The sequence below is a fragment of the Thermus sp. FJN-A genome (genome assembly GCF_054655095.1).
Genome location: NZ_BAAHSC010000167.1, coordinates 188,428 through 203,951, shown reverse-complemented (window position 1 = coordinate 203,951; position 15,524 = coordinate 188,428). Strand labels below are relative to the sequence as shown.

The 15,524-nt window shown below is 68.4% G+C and carries 17 protein-coding genes; 6 read left to right on the top strand and 11 right to left on the bottom strand.

All coding sequences use genetic code 11. The annotated features are described in order from the left end of the window. The first annotated feature begins 21 nt into the window (after positions 1–21). Both fumC and ACYQ0J_RS03995 read left to right on the top strand, forming a co-directional pair. A complete protein-coding gene (gene fumC / locus ACYQ0J_RS04000; protein WP_460170885.1) occupies positions 22–1,419 on the top strand; it encodes a class II fumarate hydratase in 1,398 nt (465 codons plus the stop codon). Positions 1,420–1,487: 68 nt separating this feature from the next. Next, complete coding sequence (locus ACYQ0J_RS03995) at positions 1,488–2,102, top strand: superoxide dismutase (protein ID WP_460170884.1); 615 nt, start codon at positions 1,488–1,490, stop codon at positions 2,100–2,102. On the opposite strand, the gene mqnB is transcribed toward ACYQ0J_RS03995, so the two are convergent. The 6 genes from mqnB to infC form a co-directional block, all read right to left on the bottom strand. Further along, the gene (gene mqnB / locus ACYQ0J_RS03990) at positions 2,099–2,755 is read right to left on the bottom strand and encodes a futalosine hydrolase (RefSeq protein WP_460170883.1); all 657 of its coding nucleotides are present in this window, start codon (positions 2,753–2,755) and stop codon (positions 2,099–2,101) included. The two genes, ACYQ0J_RS03995 and mqnB, sit on opposite strands and share 4 nt — an antisense overlap. Continuing rightward, positions 2,755–4,416, bottom strand: coding sequence for a glycerol-3-phosphate acyltransferase (locus ACYQ0J_RS03985; protein ID WP_460170882.1), 1,662 nt, complete (start codon positions 4,414–4,416; stop codon positions 2,755–2,757). Before ACYQ0J_RS03985 ends, mqnB begins: the two co-directional genes overlap by 1 nt. Continuing rightward, on the bottom strand, positions 4,413–4,877 hold the full coding sequence (locus ACYQ0J_RS03980; RefSeq protein WP_460170881.1) for a COG2426 family protein: 465 nt from the start codon (positions 4,875–4,877) through the stop codon (positions 4,413–4,415). Before ACYQ0J_RS03980 ends, ACYQ0J_RS03985 begins: the two co-directional genes overlap by 4 nt. Before the next feature lie 70 nt (positions 4,878–4,947). After that, positions 4,948–5,304 carry a 50S ribosomal protein L20 gene (gene rplT, locus ACYQ0J_RS03975; protein ID WP_460170880.1) on the bottom strand — a complete coding sequence of 119 codons (357 nt, stop codon included), beginning with the start codon at positions 5,302–5,304 and terminating at the stop codon, positions 4,948–4,950. Positions 5,305–5,315: 11 nt separating this feature from the next. Further along, positions 5,316–5,513 carry a 50S ribosomal protein L35 gene (gene rpmI / locus ACYQ0J_RS03970; protein WP_460170879.1) on the bottom strand — a complete coding sequence of 66 codons (198 nt, stop codon included), beginning with the start codon at positions 5,511–5,513 and terminating at the stop codon, positions 5,316–5,318. An 88-nt stretch (positions 5,514–5,601) separates the two neighbouring features. Further along, a complete protein-coding gene (gene infC, locus ACYQ0J_RS03965; RefSeq protein ID WP_460170941.1) occupies positions 5,602–6,117 on the bottom strand; it encodes a translation initiation factor IF-3 in 516 nt (171 codons plus the stop codon). Between the two features lie 92 nt (positions 6,118–6,209). On the opposite strand from infC, the gene ACYQ0J_RS03960 reads away from it, so the two are divergent. Then, the gene (locus ACYQ0J_RS03960) at positions 6,210–6,971 is read left to right on the top strand and encodes an enoyl-CoA hydratase/isomerase family protein (RefSeq protein ID WP_460170878.1); all 762 of its coding nucleotides are present in this window, start codon (positions 6,210–6,212) and stop codon (positions 6,969–6,971) included. 77 nt (positions 6,972–7,048) lie between these two features. After that, positions 7,049–8,695 carry a glutamine--tRNA ligase/YqeY domain fusion protein gene (locus tag ACYQ0J_RS03955; protein ID WP_460170877.1) on the top strand — a complete coding sequence of 549 codons (1,647 nt, stop codon included), beginning with the start codon at positions 7,049–7,051 and terminating at the stop codon, positions 8,693–8,695. An 87-nt stretch (positions 8,696–8,782) separates the two neighbouring features. On the opposite strand, the gene ACYQ0J_RS03950 is transcribed toward ACYQ0J_RS03955, so the two are convergent. Next, complete coding sequence (locus ACYQ0J_RS03950; RefSeq protein ID WP_460170876.1) at positions 8,783–9,211, bottom strand: hypothetical protein; 429 nt, start codon at positions 9,209–9,211, stop codon at positions 8,783–8,785. Next, positions 9,204–9,515: a DUF3234 domain-containing protein gene (locus tag ACYQ0J_RS03945; RefSeq protein WP_460170875.1), complete on the bottom strand. Its 312-nt coding sequence runs from the start codon at positions 9,513–9,515 to the stop codon at positions 9,204–9,206. Before ACYQ0J_RS03945 ends, ACYQ0J_RS03950 begins: the two co-directional genes overlap by 8 nt. A 17-nt stretch (positions 9,516–9,532) precedes the next feature. On the opposite strand from ACYQ0J_RS03945, the gene ACYQ0J_RS03940 reads away from it, so the two are divergent. Then, on the top strand, positions 9,533–10,240 hold the full coding sequence (locus ACYQ0J_RS03940) for a TlyA family RNA methyltransferase (RefSeq protein WP_460170874.1): 708 nt from the start codon (positions 9,533–9,535) through the stop codon (positions 10,238–10,240). Here the strand turns inward: ACYQ0J_RS03940 and ACYQ0J_RS03935 are convergent. From ACYQ0J_RS03935 to ACYQ0J_RS03925, 3 genes are all read right to left on the bottom strand, one after another. After that, on the bottom strand, positions 10,227–11,222 hold the full coding sequence (locus tag ACYQ0J_RS03935; protein ID WP_460170873.1) for an aspartate-semialdehyde dehydrogenase: 996 nt from the start codon (positions 11,220–11,222) through the stop codon (positions 10,227–10,229). The genes ACYQ0J_RS03940 and ACYQ0J_RS03935 overlap by 14 nt on opposite strands. Continuing rightward, positions 11,219–11,413 (bottom strand): hypothetical protein, encoded by a 195-nt coding sequence (locus tag ACYQ0J_RS03930; RefSeq protein ID WP_460170872.1) that lies wholly within the window; start codon positions 11,411–11,413, stop codon positions 11,219–11,221. Before ACYQ0J_RS03930 ends, ACYQ0J_RS03935 begins: the two co-directional genes overlap by 4 nt. Positions 11,414–11,626: 213 nt before the next feature. Further along, positions 11,627–13,147 carry a glycine--tRNA ligase gene (locus tag ACYQ0J_RS03925; protein WP_460170871.1) on the bottom strand — a complete coding sequence of 507 codons (1,521 nt, stop codon included), beginning with the start codon at positions 13,145–13,147 and terminating at the stop codon, positions 11,627–11,629. A gap of 145 nt (positions 13,148–13,292) precedes the next feature. On the opposite strand from ACYQ0J_RS03925, the gene ACYQ0J_RS03920 reads away from it, so the two are divergent. After that, the gene (locus ACYQ0J_RS03920; RefSeq protein WP_460170870.1) at positions 13,293–15,503 is read left to right on the top strand and encodes an ATP-dependent Clp protease ATP-binding subunit; all 2,211 of its coding nucleotides are present in this window, start codon (positions 13,293–13,295) and stop codon (positions 15,501–15,503) included. The last annotated feature ends 21 nt before the right edge of the window (positions 15,504–15,524 follow it).

Sequence of the window (15,524 nt, the reverse complement as noted above, 5' to 3'; positions counted from 1 at the left end):
AATCGGTACCGGAGGTGGCTTATGGAATACCGGACCGAACGGGACACCATGGGCGAGGTGAGGGTGCCGGCGGACCGCTACTGGGGGGCCCAGACCCAGCGCTCCTTAGAACACTTCAGGATCGGGGCCTGGCGCTTCCGCATGCCCCTCGAGGTCATCCGGGCCTACGGCCTCCTGAAGAAGGCGGCGGCCAGAGCCAACCGGGAACTGGGGGAGCTCCCCGAGGAGATCGCCCAGGCCATCATCCAGGCGGCGGAGGAGGTGGTCCAGGGCAAGTGGGACGACCACTTCCCCCTGGTGGTCTTCCAGACGGGAAGCGGTACCCAGACCAACATGAACGTGAACGAGGTCATCGCCAACCGGGCCTCGGAACTCCTGGGGAAGCCCCTGGGCTCCAAGTACGTCCACCCCAACGACCACGTGAACCGGGGCCAAAGCTCCAACGACACCTTCCCCACCGCCATGTACGTGGCCGTGGCCCTGGCCCTAAACCAAAGGCTCTACCCGGCGGCGGAGGCCCTCATCCAGACCCTGGAGGAAAAGGCCCGGGCCTTTGACGCCATCGTCAAGGTGGGCCGCACCCACCTCATGGACGCCGTGCCCATTACCCTGGGCCAGGAGGTGGGGAGCTGGGCCGCCCAGCTCAAAAACACCCTGGCCATGGTGAAGGAGGCGGAAATGGGCCTCCACCACCTGGCCATCGGGGGCACCGCCGTGGGGACGGGCCTGAACGCCCATCCCCGCTTCGGGGAGCTGGTGGCGCGGTACCTCTCGGAGGAAACGGGCCTCCCCTTCCGGGTGGCGGAAAACCGCTTCGCCGCCCTGGCCGCCCACGACGAGCTGGTCTTCCTCATGGGGGCCTTGCGCACCCTGGCCGGGGCCCTCATGAAGGTGGGGAACGACGTCCGCTGGCTGGCCTCCGGGCCCTACGGGGGGATCGGGGAAATCTTCATCCCCGCCAACGAGCCCGGGTCCTCCATCATGCCGGGCAAGGTGAACCCCACCCAGGTGGAGGCCCTCACCATGGTGGTGGTCCGGGTCTACGGCAACGACCACGCGGTGGCCTTCGCGGGAAGCCAGGGGAACTTCCAGCTCAACGTCTTTAAACCGGTGATGGCCGACGCCGCCCTGGAGTCCATCAAGCTCCTGGCCGAGGCCATGGAGTCCTTCAACGAGCACCTGGCCAAGGGCATAGAGCCCAACCTGGAGCGCATTGAGGAGCATCTCCAGAAAAACCCCATGCTGGCCACCGCCCTCAACAAGGCCATCGGCTACGACAAGGCGGCGGAGATCGTCAAGAAGGCCATCAAGGAGAAGAAGACCCTGAAGCAGGCGGCCCTCGAGCTCGGCTACCTCAGCGAGGAGGAGTTTGACCGCATCGTGGTGCCCCTGAGGCTGGCCAAGCCCCACGAGGGCTAGGGGCCTTTGTGAGAAAGCCCACCCCCAGGCGGGGTGGGCCCTTTATAGTTGGGTTTGGGAGGTGCAGTATGCCGTACCCGTTTAAGCTGCCGGAACTCGGTTACCCCTACGAGGCCCTCGAGCCCCACATCGACGCCAAGACCATGGAGATTCACCACCAGAAGCACCACGGGGCCTACGTGGCGAACCTCAACGCCGCCCTGGAGAAATACCCCTACCTGCAGGGGGTGGAGGCGGAGGTCCTCCTGAGGCACCTGGCCGCCCTCCCCGCCGACATCCAGACCGCCGTGCGCAACAACGGCGGGGGGCACCTGAACCACAGCCTCTTCTGGAGGCTCCTCACCCCGGGGGGGGCCAAGGAGCCCGTGGGGGAACTCAAGAAGGCCATAGACGAAGCCTTTGGCGGCTTCCAAGCCCTCAAGGAGAAGCTCACCCAGGCGGCCATGGGCCGCTTTGGCTCGGGCTGGGCCTGGCTCGTCAAGGACCCCTTTGGCAAGCTCCACGTCCTCTCCACCCCCAACCAGGACAACCCCGTGATGGAGGGCTTCACCCCCATCGTGGGCATCGACGTCTGGGAGCACGCCTACTACCTCAAGTACCAGAACCGCCGGGCGGACTACCTCCAGGCCATCTGGAACGTCCTCAACTGGGACGTGGCGGAGGAGCTCTACAAGGGAGCCTAAAAGAGGGCCAAGAGCCGCCCCACCGCCCCCTCCAGGGCGGAGAGGGCTTCCTTCACCCGCCAGGCCCCCCTGTCCCGCACCCCGGCGGGGTTGGAGATGGCCCTCAGCTCCGCCCCCCTGATCCCCAGGGCCAGACAGGCCCGGGCGAAGGCCGCCCCCTCCATGTTCTCCAAGGAGGCCCCCCACTTCCCGGCCAGGGCCAGGGCCTCCTCCGGGGTCTCGGAGACCAGGTCCCGGGTGAGGCCCACGGCCACCTGGAGGCCAAGCCCGCGGGCGAGCTCCCCGGTGAGGACAGGGTCCAAGGGGAAGCGGTTGAAGTAGCGCACCTCCCCAAGCTCCAGGGCGGGAAAGCCCAGGGGCTTCAGGCCCGCCCGCAGGCCCAAGTCCGCCTCCACCTCCTCCCCCACCAGCACCCCCTCCCCCGGGGAAAGCCCCGAGCCCGGGTAGGCCCCGGCGAGGCCGAAGAGGAGGGCTTTTTCCACCGGGTTTTTCCCCGCCCAGGCGGCGAGGGTGAGGGCGGCGTTCACCTTGCCCACCCCCGTCTCCAGGTACACGAACCCTTCCCCCCTTAGGCCCCTTCGCCCCAGGAAGGAGAAGGGCTCACCCCGGAGGAAGGGGGCCTCGAGGGCCGTGGGGGAAAGGAGAAGCCACACTACTCCACCACCCTAAAGCCCAAGGCCTCCGCCCGCTCCACGAAGAACTGGATGTTCTCCGCCTTGACCTCCCCGCCCAGGCTCTTGCGGTCAAAGGCCTCCTCCGCGGCCAGGATCATGGTCTCGGCGAGGCAGGCGGGCACCTGGTCCGGGGCGCCGAAGTGGAGGTCCAAGGTGGCCCGGGCTTCCCCCGGAAGCCGCACCACCCCCCCGGGGATGACCCGCACCCCCGGCACCCCCCGCACTGCGGGGTGGACGTCGGGGGGGACCCCCTCGTCGTAGATCCAGGCCCCGGGCTTCACGTGCTCGGGGTGGATCACGGGGTTGGGGTCGCTGGTGGCGGTGAAGACCAGGTCCGCCTCCCTGATGGCGGCGATCTCCGTGGTCACCACCAGCTCAGGAGTCTCCCCCTTGCGCTCCAGGTTTTTCCGGAGGCTTTCCGCCGCCCGCTTGAGCCTCTCCGGGTCCCGCCCCACCAGGATGAGCTTCCCCACCAGGGGGGCGATCTGCCGGGCGATGCCGAAGGCCACCACCCCATTCGCCCCCACCACCGCCGCCGTGACGGCCTTCAGGTCCTTCCCCCCTTGGGCGAAGTGGGCGAGGATCTGGGGGATGGCCGCCCTGACGGTGCCCGCGGTGTAGGCCCCCCCGTTCGTCACCTGGATGCCGGGCACGGCCTCCTGCACCAGCTTGCCCTTCTCCCCCACCACGCTCCAGAAGGCCCCCAGGCCCACCACCGTGGCCCCGAGCTCCTTAGCGAGCCGCGCCCCCTGGATGGCCCGCTTGACCGCCAGGTCGGGCTTTTCCCGGATCTGGTGGGGCAGGAGGGGGGCGGAGATGAGGTGGCAGAGGACCTCCCGCCCGTCCGCGGTCCTCACCCCCCGGACCTCCCCCACCTTCATGGGGCGGAAGCGCTCCGCCAAGCGCTCCATCCAGGCCTGCCTCAGGAGGCCCAAGCGCACCAGGGGCCTGAGCCAGCGGAAACGGGGGCTCTGCCAGAAATCCTCCAGGGTAATCGGGTGGATGAGGAAGGCGCAGACCACCTGCTTCTCCGAGGGCAGGGGCAAGGGGCTTCCCAGCTTGGGCTCGGTGCCCTCCAGGACCCTTCCCAGGTTCTCCTTGTAGCGCCAGAGGGCGAGGAGGAAGAGCCCCAGGCCCAAGAGCCCCTCCGCCGGGCCATACCCCCCGAGGAGGAGGACCCCGAAAAGCCCCAGGGGAAGGGAGAGGGAGGCCAAGGAGGCGTAGCCCGTGAGGGCATAGACCGCAAGGGCCAAGGCCACGGGCACCAGGCCCAGGGCGGGGGGCAAGGGAAGGCCGGAGAGCACCCCCAAAAGGAGCCCTGCCCCCTTGGCCCTGAGGGGCCAGGGGTCCCGCAGGAAGATGGGGTAGAGATGGCCCAGGTAGGCGGCCACCCCCAAGGCCAAAAGCCCCGCGAGATCCAGGCCCATGGCCCGCCCCAGGAGGAGGGGCAGGTAGCCCTTGAGGAAGTCCAGGAGGAAGGCGAGGAGGGTGAGCCAAAGGCCCAGGCGCCTTAGGGCGTTTTCCAGGCCCAGGGTGTAGGGGCTTGCCGTGCGCAGGTCCACCCCCCGCCTGCGCGCCAGCCCGTACCCCAGGGGCAAGGCGCCCAGAAGGTAAGCCAGGGGGAGAAGAAGGGCCGTCATCGCAGGTAGTTTAGCCCGGCCACCGCCCCCCCCGTGAGGAGGAGGACGAGGAGGCCCGCCGCCAAGACCCCGAAGGAGATGGCGGCGAGGGCATACCGCCGCCTCAGGCCCAGGACCACGGCCAGAACCGCCCCGCTCCAGGCCCCGGTGCCGGGCAAGGGCACGGCCACGAAGAGGAAGAGGCCTAAGGCCCCCAGGCGCTGCACCTGCTCCTCCCCCCTCAGGCGCACGCGGGCCTCGAGGGCCTCCCACGCCCGGGCGAGGGCGGGCACCCGGGTGGCGACCCCCACCGCCCAGGGCAGGAGCCAAAGGGCCAGGGGCGCCACCAGGAGGTTGCCCAGGAGGCTGTAGGCCAAGGCCTTGCTCAGGGGCATCCCCAAGGCCACCCCCAAGGGGATGGCCCCGCGGAGCTCCACCACCGGCAAGGCCGCCACCAGGGTCACGTAAAGCTCAGGGGCCATGGGGTAAGGAAAGGGCCCGCCCCCTCCGCCGGAACCCGGGGAAGCGAGGGCAGGCCCAAGGGGACACGCTTCAGGCCCTGGCGGCCTTGGCCTTCTCCACGAGCTTAGCGAAGGCCTCGGGCTCCCGCACCGCCAGGTCGGCCAGGACCTTGCGGTCCAGCTCCACCCCCGCCTGCTTCAGGCCGTGGATGAAGCTGGAGTAGTTCATGCCGTGCTGGCGGCAGGCGGCGTTGATGCGCACGATCCAGAGCTTCCGGAAGTCCCGCTTCCTCCGCTTGCGGTGGGCATAGGCGTAGTTCCCGGCGGCAAAGAGGGTTTCCCGGGCCTTGCGGAAGCTCTTGGAGCGCAGGCCCCAGTAGCCCTTGGCCAGCTTCAGGATCTTCTTGTGCTTCCTGCGGCGGACGACACCGGTCTTGGCGCGGGGCATTCCCTACCTCCTCAGGCGTAAGGCAGGAGGAGCTTGATCCGCTCCGCCTCCGGCTTGGCCAGGGTAAACTTCCGCCCCTTCTGGCGGATCTCCTTCCCCGCCTTGTGCCAGTTCAGGTGCCGCTTACCGGTCTTCATGGCCACCACCTTGCCCGAAGCGGTCACCTTGACCCGCTTCTTGGCGCCCTTATGGGTCTTCATCTTCGGCATAGCGCTCCTCCGCCCTGGGAAGCGCCCCTGGCGGGGTCTTGCATGCTCCCCAAAGCCTTCCCACTATACCAGAGGGGGGCCAGGAGGTCTAGGCGGAAACCTTGGCGGGGGCCAGGAGCATGTTCATGTCCCGCCCCAGAAGCTCGGGCTTCATCTCCACCACCGCAAGGCCCCTAAGGTCCTCCGAGACCCGCTCCAAGAGCCTCTCCCCCAGCTCCGGGTGGCTCATCTCCCGCCCCCGGAACATGATGGTGACCTTGACCTTGTGGCCCTCCTCCAGGAAGCGCTTGATATGGTTCAGCTTGGTCTGATAGTCGTGCTCGTCTATCTTCACCCGGAACTTGATGGACTTCACCTCGGTGCGCTTGGCCTTCTTCCGGGCCTCCTTCTCCGCCACCTGCTGCTCGTAGCGCCACTTGGAGTAGTCCATGATGCGGGCCACGGGCGGGTCGGCCGTGGGCCCCACCAGGACCAGGTCCAGGTCCTGCTCCTGGGCCAGGCGCAAGGCCTCCCGGGTGTCCATGATGCCGAGCTGCTGCCCATCGGGTCCGATGACCCGCACCTGCCGCGCACGGATGCGTTCGTTGGTCAGATACTCCTTTATCTACATCACCTCCCAGCCCGCGGTCTTCCCGGAGAAAGGCTTGCGGGCTAAGGGGAGTGTAGCAGGAAGGCCCCGCCGCCTACAATGGGGGCATGGTCCAGGTGGAGCGTGGCCGCGTCTACAAGGTCTTCCTGAACGACCCCGAGCGCCGCAACCCCCTTTCCCCCGGGATGGTGGAAGGCCTCGTGGCCGCCTTGGTGGAGGCGGAGGAGGACCCGGAGGCCAGGGCCCTGGTGCTCTCCGGAAGGGGCCCCGCCTTCAGCGCCGGGGCGGACCTGGCCTTCCTGGAGAAGGTGACGGGGATGGGGGCCGAGGAGAACTACCGCCACTCCCTCTCCCTCATGCGCCTCTTCCACCGCCTCTACACCTTTCCCAAGCCCACGGTGGCGGCGGTGAACGGGCCGGCGGTGGCGGGGGGAGCAGGGCTTGCCCTGGCCTGCGACCTGGTGGTGATGGACCAGGAGGCGAGGCTCGGGTACACCGAGGTGAAAATCGGCTTCGTGGCCGCCCTGGTGGCCGTGATCCTCTCCCGGGCCGTGGGGGAGAAGGTGGCCAAGGACCTCCTCCTCACGGGAAGGCTCGTGGGGGCGGAGGAGGCCAGGGCCCTGGGGCTTGTGAACCGCATCGCCCCCCCGGGAAAGGCCCTGGAGGAGGCGGTGGCCCTGGCGGAGGAGGTGGCGGGGAACGCCCCCACCTCCCTCCGCCTCACCAAGGAGCTCCTCCTCGCCTTACCGGGGATGGGCCTGGAAGATGGCTTCCGCCTCGCCGCCCTCGCCAACGCCTGGGTGCGGGAGACGGGGGACCTGGAGGAGGGCATCCGGGCCTTCTTCGAGAAGCGCAAGCCCCGGTTCTAAGCACCCCGCCGAGGCCTTCGCCCCGGCGGGGGCCCCAAAAAGGCGCGCCCCACCCGGGGCGGTATTAGACTCACCTTATGGGCCTCGTCCCCGAGTGCTTCATCACCGAGATCGTGGAGCGGGACCTCAAGGAAGGGAGGTACCCGAGGCTCCTCACCCGTTTCCCCCCGGAGCCCAACGGCTACCTGCACATCGGCCACGCCCGGAGCATCGTCTTGAACTTCGGCCTGGCCCAGGACTTCGGGGGCGAATGCAACCTGCGTTACGACGACACCAACCCCGAGACGGAGAAGGAGGAGTACGCCCGGGCCATTGAGGAGGACGTGCGCTGGCTGGGCTTCACGCCAAGCCGGGTCCTCTACGCCTCGGACTACTTCGAGACCATGTACCAGTGCGCCCTGGTCCTCATCCGGGAGGGCAAGGCCTACGTGGACGACCTCCCCGAGGAGGAGATGAGCGAACTCCGCGCCCAGGGGAAGCCAAGCCCCTACCGGGAGAGGAGCGCGGAGGAGAACCTGGAGCTCTTTGAGAGGATGCGCCGGGGGGAGTTCCCCACGGGAAGCAGGGTCTTAAGGGCCAAGATTGACCCCGCCCACCCCAACTTCAAGATGCGGGACCCGGTGCTCTACCGCATCGTCCACGCCCCCCACTACCACGCCGGGGAAAAGTGGGTCATCTACCCCCTCTACGACTACGCCCACCCCCTGGAGGACTTCATAGAGGGCGTCTCCCACTCCCTCTGCACCCTGGAGTTTGAGAACAACCGGGCCGTCTACGACTGGGTCATTGAGAACCTCAAGGGGAAGTGCGGCCTGCCCCTCTCCCCAAGGCCCCACCAGTACGAGTTTGCCCGGCTGGCCCTCACCTACACCGTCCTCTCCAAGCGCAAGCTCATCAAGCTGGTGGAAGGGGGGTACGTGTCCGGCTGGGACGACCCCAGGCTCCCCACCTTGAGGGCCCTCAGGCGAAGGGGGGTAAGGCCCGAGGCCATCGTGGAGTTCGTGCGCCGCACGGGCATTTCCCGAAACGAGGCCCAGATTGAAATGGACCTCTTTGAGGAGGTGGTGCGGGACGACCTGAACCCCATCGCCCCCAGGGTCCTCGGGGTGGTGGACCCCCTGAAGGTGGTCCTCACCAACTACCAGGGGGAGGAGTGGCTCGAGGCCCCCTACTGGCCCCGGGACGTCCCCAAGGAGGGCAAAAGGCCCCTCCCCTTCTCCCCGGAACTTTACATTGAGCGCACGGACTTTACCCTAGACCCCCCCAAGGGCTGGAAGCGCCTCGCCCCGGGGCAGAGGGTGCGCCTAAGGCACGCCTACGTCATCGAGCTGGAGGACGTGGTGGCGGAGGGGGGCGAGGTGAAGCTCCTCAAGGCCCGGGTGATCCCCGGCACCCTGGGGGCGAACCCCGAGGACGGGGTCAGACCCAAGGGGGTGATCCACTGGGTCTCCGCCCGCCACGCCCTCCCCGTGGAGTTTAGGCTCTACGGCAGGCTCTTCCGCACCAAGGATCCGGAGGAGGGGGGGGACTTCCTCAAAAACCTCAACCCCGAGGCCCTTTTGGTGAAGCGGGGCTTCATTGAGCCGAGCGTGGCCCAGGACCCCGAGGGCACCCGCTACCAGCTGGAGCGCCTGGGCTACTTCTGGCAGGACCCCGTGGACTCGAGGCCCGGGGCCCTGGTGATGAACCGCATCGTGCCCCTAAAAGAGGGGTATAGAGTCTGACCCCGTTCCCTCGTCCGGCCGCCGAGCCTCCTCGCCAGGGCTTTTTACTGGGACCCCCAGGCCGGCCAAGGCCAGCCTGGGGTCGCTTTAAAGCCCCACGCTCACGCCCAAAGCCAGGCCCACGCCGAAGGATCGGACCGGGGTCAGGTAGTAGACAGGCTGGGCCTCGAGGTAGACCCCCAAGAGGGGCAGGGGCAGGTTGAGCCAGGTGCCCAAGACCGCCCGCACGCCCCCCTGGCCCCGCCCTTCCCGGGGCAGGGTGAGGCCCGGCCCCGTGCCGTAGAAGGCCCCGAGGCCCAGGTAGAGGTCGGTGAGGGGGAGCTTGAGGAGGAGATCGGCCCCGCCCCCCAGGGCCTCGAGGCCCACCCCCCCGTACACCCGCCCCTCCGCCACAAGGGGCACCAAGGGAAACCGGAGCCCCGCCTGCACCCCAAAGGGGCTCCCCGCGCTCACCTCCACCCGCTGCGCCAAGGCCAAGCCAGCCACCGCCAAGAAAAACACCGCCCACCTACGCACGCTGCACCTCCTGCAAAAGGTCTTCCACCCGCATCATCCGGGCCCGGTGCATCCCGGGCCGATAGTCCACCAAGACCGCCTCCACCTGGAGCATGCCAAGGGCCCGCAGGAAGGCCTCCTTGAGGGCCCGGCTCCCCAGAGGGCTCACCCGCATCCCGAGCTCCGGGTGCCGGGCGAGAAAGGCCTCGGCCAGGGCCCTTTCGGTCCAGATGCCGGAAAGCCTTTCCCCCAGGGCCTCCAGCACCAGGTGCTCCCCCGGCTCCCCCTCCAGCACGTACCAGTCCCCCGAGAGGTCCGGCTCCACGGGAGCATAATACCCTCGTGCGCCTGGACCGGTACCTGGTGGCGCGGGGCCTGGTGGAGAGCCGGGAGAAGGCGAGGCGGCTCATCCTGGAGGGCAAGGTTCGGGTGGAGGGGAAGACCGTGCAAAAGCCCGCCTTCCCCGTGCCCGAGGGGGCCCGGGTGGAACTCCTGGCCGAGGAGCGCTACGTGGGCCGGGGGGCCTACAAGCTCCTGGGGGCCCTTTCCGCCTTCCCCGTGGCGGTGGAGGGGAAGGTGTGCGCCGACCTCGGGGCGGGCACCGGGGGGTTCACCCAGGTCCTTTTGGAGCGGGGAGCGAAGCGGGTCTACGCGGTGGACGTGGGCAGAGGCCAGCTCCACCCCAGGCTCCGGGCCGACCCCCGGGTGGTGCCCCTGGAGGAAAAAGACGCCCGCACGCTTCTTCTGCCAGAGCCCATGGACCTGGTGGTGATGGACGTTTCCTTCATCTCCTCCACCCTCCTCCTCCCCAAGGTAAAGGAGCTCCTGAGGCCTTTTGGGGAAGCCCTGGTCCTGGTGAAGCCCCAGTTTGAGCTGGGGCCAAAGGCCCACAAGGGGGTGGTGCGGGAGGAGGCCAAGCGGCGGGAGGCCCTGGCCCGGGTGCGAAGGCGGGCCGAGGAGCTGGGCCTCGAGGTCCTGGGGGAAGCGGAAAGCCCCCTCCCGGGCAAGGAGGGGAACCGGGAGTACTGGCTTTGGCTCAGGCGCCCTTAAGCCACTCCTCGGCGATCTGCACCGCGTTCAGGGCCGCCCCCTTCAAAAGCTGGTCCCCCACCACGAAGAAGTCCAGGCCGTTCTCAAAGGCGAGGCTCTTCCGGATCCTCCCCACCTCCACGTCCCACTTGCCGCTGGCGGTGAGGGGCATGGGGTAGCGCCTGGTCCCGGGCTCGTCCACCACCTCCACCCCGGGAGCCTCCCTCAAGACCTCCCTGGCCGCCTCGGGGGTCACGGGGCGCGCGAACTCCACGCTCACCGCCTCGGCGTGGGCCCTTAAGGTGGGGACCCGCACCGCGGTGGCGCTGATCTTCAGGGTGTCGTCCCCGAAGATCTTGTGGGTCTCCCAGACCACCTTCATCTCCTCGCGGGTGTACCCGTTCTCCTGGAAGGCGTCTATGTGGGGGATGACGTTGAAGGGCAGGGGGTGGGCGAAGGCCTCCGCCCTCGGGGCTTCCCCGTGGAGGAAGCGGTGGGTCTCGTGGAGGAGCTCTTCCATGGCCTTGGCCCCGGCTCCTGAAGCCGCCTGGTAGGTGGCCACGATGACCCGCTTGGCCTGGAAGGCCCGGTGCAGGGGCCAAAGGGCCATGGCCAGGATGGCGGTGGTGCAGTTGGGGTTGGCGATGATGCCCCGGTGCTGGAAGATCTTCTCCCGGTTCACCTCGGGCACCACCAGGGGCACCCAGGGCTCGTAGCGCCAGGCGCTGGAGTTGTCCACCACCAGGGCCCCGCCTTCCGCCCACACCGGGGCCAGGGCCTTGGAAAGCGCCCCCCCGGCGCTCGCCAGGACCAGATCGGCGGGCAAGGGCCCCTCGGGCAGGGGCTCCACGGGGATCTCCTCGCCCTTAAAGGAGAGGCGCACCCCGGCGGAGCGGGGGGAGGCGTAGAGCCTCAGGTCGCCTAGGGGGAAGTTCCGGGCCTCGAGGACCTTGAGGATCTCCCGCCCCACGGCCCCCGTGGCCCCCACCACGGCCACCCTCATGCGTCCTCCGTAAGCTCCAACTCTTCCCACATGACCCGGGTGTGGGCCCAGAGGTGGGTGAGGCTATGGAGGACCTCCTCCTCCAAGGCGCTTCGCTCTTCCGGAGGAGCCTCCTTCAGCCTTTGGTACACCGCCTTGAGGTGGTCTACCTCCTCAAAGAGCTCCTGCCAGATGGGGTCAGGTAGGCCCACTACCTTCTCAACCTGCGGAGTAGCCGCCTTCGTTCCCCTTCCCATGCCCGGATCTCCCTCTCCCACTTTCCGATCAACCCCCAGTCGGGGCTAGCCTTCTCCAGCTCCTCCCTGACCTTCCGGTGATGCTGAAGGATTTGGTACTCCAAACCCTTCAGCCGCTTGCGAAGCTGCTTGTTCCTGCCCAAAGCGCCCCGCGAAGATGTCTACAGCTTACCACCTAAGCTTCTCCCGAAGGAAGCCCTCCAGCTCGTCCACGTGGAGCCTTATCTGCTCCATGGTGTCCCGGTCCCGCACCGTGACCGTGTCCTTGAGCCGGGTGGTGCCGTCCTTACTCTGGCCGATGGTGTCGTAGTCCACGGTGATGGCGAAGGGGGTGCCCACCTCGTCGTGGCGGCGGTAGGCCTTGCCGATGTTGCCGGTGTCCTCGTAGAGGATGCGCCCGAGGCCCAGGGCCTGGAGCCGCGCCTTCAGGGCCTTGGCGTAGCCGGTGATCTCCGGCCGGTTCTTGGCCAAGGGGATGACCGCGGCCTTGATGGGGGCGAGCTGGGGCTTGAGCCTGAGGACGATGCGCTCTTCTCCATGGGGAAGCTCCTCCCGGGTGAAGGCCTCGGCGAGGAGGGCCAGAACCCCCCGGTCCACCCCGGCGGAGGGCTCGATCACGTAGGGCACGAACCACCTGCCCGTCTCGGGGTCGCGGTAGGCGAGGCGGGCCGTGGAGTGCTCGTTCCTGAGGACCCGGGCGGTGATCCCCAGCTCCTCCTGGTCCTTGGTGTGGCTCCCCAGGTCAAAGTCCGTGCGGTTGGCGATGCCCTCCAGCTCCTCCAGGCCGTGGGGAAAGCGGTAGAGGATGTCCACGGTGGCCTTGGCGTAGTGGGCGAGCTCCTCGGGGGGCTGCTGGTAGGGGACCAGGTTCTCCCGGCTTAGGCCCATCTCCTGCCACCACTTGAGGCGCTCCTCCACCCAGTAGCGGTGCCAGTACTCGTCCTCCCCGGGCCGGACGAAGTACTCGATCTCCATCTGCTCAAACTCCCGCACCCGGAAGATGAAGTTCCTGGGGGTGATCTCGTTGCGGAAGGCCTTGCCGATCTGGGCGATGCCGAAGGGGAGCTTGCGGCTGGTGCTGTCCAGGACGTTCTTGAAGTTGACGAAGATGCCCTGGGCCGTCTCCGGGCGCAGGTAGGCCAGGGCGGCCTCCTCCTCCACCGGGCCCACGTAGGTCTTGAACATCATGTTGAAGTACCGGGGCGGGGTCCAGTCCCCGGGCTCCCCCGTGGCCGGGTCCACCACCTGGGCCGCGGTCATGGCCCCGCCCGCCCGCTCGGGAGCCTGCATCATGGCCTGGACCAGGGCGTGGAGGTTCCCCTCCTCCACCTCCATGGCCCGGTAGAGCCGGGCCAGGACCCCTTCGGGCTGCTCCTTCAGGAGGTGGTCCAGGCGGTAGCGCTTCTTGGTGAGGCGGTTGTCCACCATGGGGTCGGCGAAGGTGGCCTCGTGCCCGGAGTAGTGGAGGACCAGGCGGTGGGTGAGGACGCTGGCGTCCAGGCCCTCCATATCGTCCCGCTCGTAGACATTCCTTCGCCACCAGGCCTGCTTCAGGTTGTTCTTGAGCTCCACGCCCAAGGGCCCGTAGTCGTAGGTGCCCTGCAGGCCCCCGTAGATCTCCGAGCCCTGGAAGATAAACCCACGCCGCTTACAAAGCGCCACCAGTTCGTCAAGGGTGCTCGCTGGCATCGTTCCTCCCCAAGGGGAGCTAGGCCCCCGGTCAAAGGGCATATTACCGGACAGGGCCTAACCCCGCCAGGGAAGGCCAAGGTGAGCCCAGGCGCAAACCCCCACCGGGGAAGCGCTTAGGCTACAATGTGAGGTAGAGGGGAGCATGAACAGGTACGACGATCGCGCCAGGCTGGTCTTCCATTACGCAAGGGAGGAGGGGAGCCGTTTAGGCCACTCCATGATCGGCCCAGAGCACCTCCTCCTGGGCCTGATGCGCGAGGGGGGCACCGCGGCCGCCATCCTCCAGGAGTACGGGGCGAGCCTCGAGGCCATGCGCCGCATGGTGGAGGAGCTGGTGGGCCGGGGCGAGGGGAGCCGCACCGGGGAGCCCCCGGCCATCACCCCCAGGGCCCGGAGGGTCATGGAGCTGGCCAGCGCCGAGGCCCGCAACATGGGGGCCCCGGTGATCGGCACCGAGCACATCCTCCTGGGCATCATCCGCGAGGGGGACGGGATCGCCTACCGCATCCTCTCCCACTTCGCCAAGGACGTGGACGCCATCCGCTGGCGGGTGCTCTCCATGGCCGAGGGGCGGGGGCGGGAGAAGCCCGTGAACACCCCCTTCCTGGACGAGTACGGCCGCGACCTCACCAAGGAGGCCCGGGAGGGCAAGCTGGACCCCGTCATCGGCCGCCAGGAGGAGATCAACCGGGTCATCCAGATCCTGGCCCGGCGCACCAAGAACAACCCCGTGCTCATCGGGGACCCGGGCGTGGGAAAGACCGCCATCGTGGAGGGCCTGGCCCAGGCCATCGTGGAGGGCCGGGTGCCCCCCATCCTGCGGGGGGCCCGGGTGGTGGCCATAGACCTGGCCGGGGTGGTGGCGGGCACCAAGTACCGGGGGGAGTTTGAGGAGCGCCTGCGCCAGATCATAGAGGAGCTTAAGAACGCCAAGGTCATCGCCTTCATCGACGAGCTCCACACCCTGATCGGGGCGGGGGGGGCCGAGGGCACCCTGGATGCCGCCAACATCCTGAAGCCCGCCCTGGCCCGGGGGGAGATCCAGGTGATCGGGGCCACCACCACCGGGGAGTACCACCGCTACATCGAGAAGGACGCCGCCCTGGAAAGGCGCTTCCAGCCCGTGATCGTCCTCGAACCCTCCCCGGAGGAGACCCTGGAGATCCTGAAGGGCCTCCGGCCCCGCTACGAGGCCCACCACGGGGTCATCATCCCCGACGAGATCCTGGAGCTCTCCGTGAAGATCGGCATCCGCTCCCTTCCTGGGCGCAACTTCCCCGACAAGGCCATCGACCTCATCGACGAGGCGGCCTCGAGGGTGCGCCTGAACGCCTCCTTGGGCCTCCCCGTGGCCGAGGAGGAGGACGGCACCCCCATCGTGACCCGGGAGGACATTGAGGCGGTGGTGGACTCCTGGGGCGGGATCTACACGGACGACAAGGACGACGAGAAGCTCATGCACCTGGAGGAGGAGCTGAGGAAGCGGGTGGTGGGCCAGGAGGAGGCCATCCGCGCCCTGGCCAGCGCCCTCCGCCGGGCCCGGGTGGGCCTCGGGGGCAGGACCCGGGTGGCGGCCAGCTTCCTCTTCGTGGGCCAAAGCGGCGTGGGCAAGACCCAGCTGGCCAAGGCCCTGGCCGAGGTCCTCTTCGGCTCCGAGCGGGCCCTCATCCGCTTCGATATGTCGGAGTTCCAGGAACCCCACTCCATCTCCAAGCTGATCGGGGCCCCCCCCGGGTACGTGGGTTACGAGCAGGGGGGGCGCCTCACGGAGGCCGTGCGCCGCCAGCCCTTCAGCGTGGTCCTCCTGGACGAGATTGAGAAGGCCCACCCCGACGTCTACAACACCTTCCTGCAGGTGCTGGACGAGGGGCGCCTCACGGACGGCATGGGCCGCACCGTGGACTTCCGCCGGGTCATCCTCATCATGACCTCCAACACCGGGTACAACGTGGGCCCAGCCATCGGCTTCACCTCGAGGGAGGTGGACACCGAGTCCCCCCTGAAGGCCCTCTTCACCCCGGAGTTCCTGGACCGGCTGGACGAGGTCATCCGCTTCCGCCCCCTCACGGAGGAGGAGCTGGTGCAGGTGGCCCGGCTCATGCTGGAGGAGATCCAGAAGGAGCTTCGGGGGAGGGACATCATGGTGCGCTTCGCCCCCGAGGTGGCCCGCTATGTGGTGGACCAGGCCCCCAAGACGGGGAGCGCCCGGGCCATCCGCGGGGTGATCCGGGAGCGGATCGAAGACCCCCTCTCCCTGGCCCTCCTGAAGAAGCCCACCGGCCACCTCTACGTGAACGTGGAGGAGGGCCACCTGGCCTTCCACGAGGTGGAGGGCGAGGAGCTTCTGGTCTAGGCGAGGGGCTAGCCCCTAGGG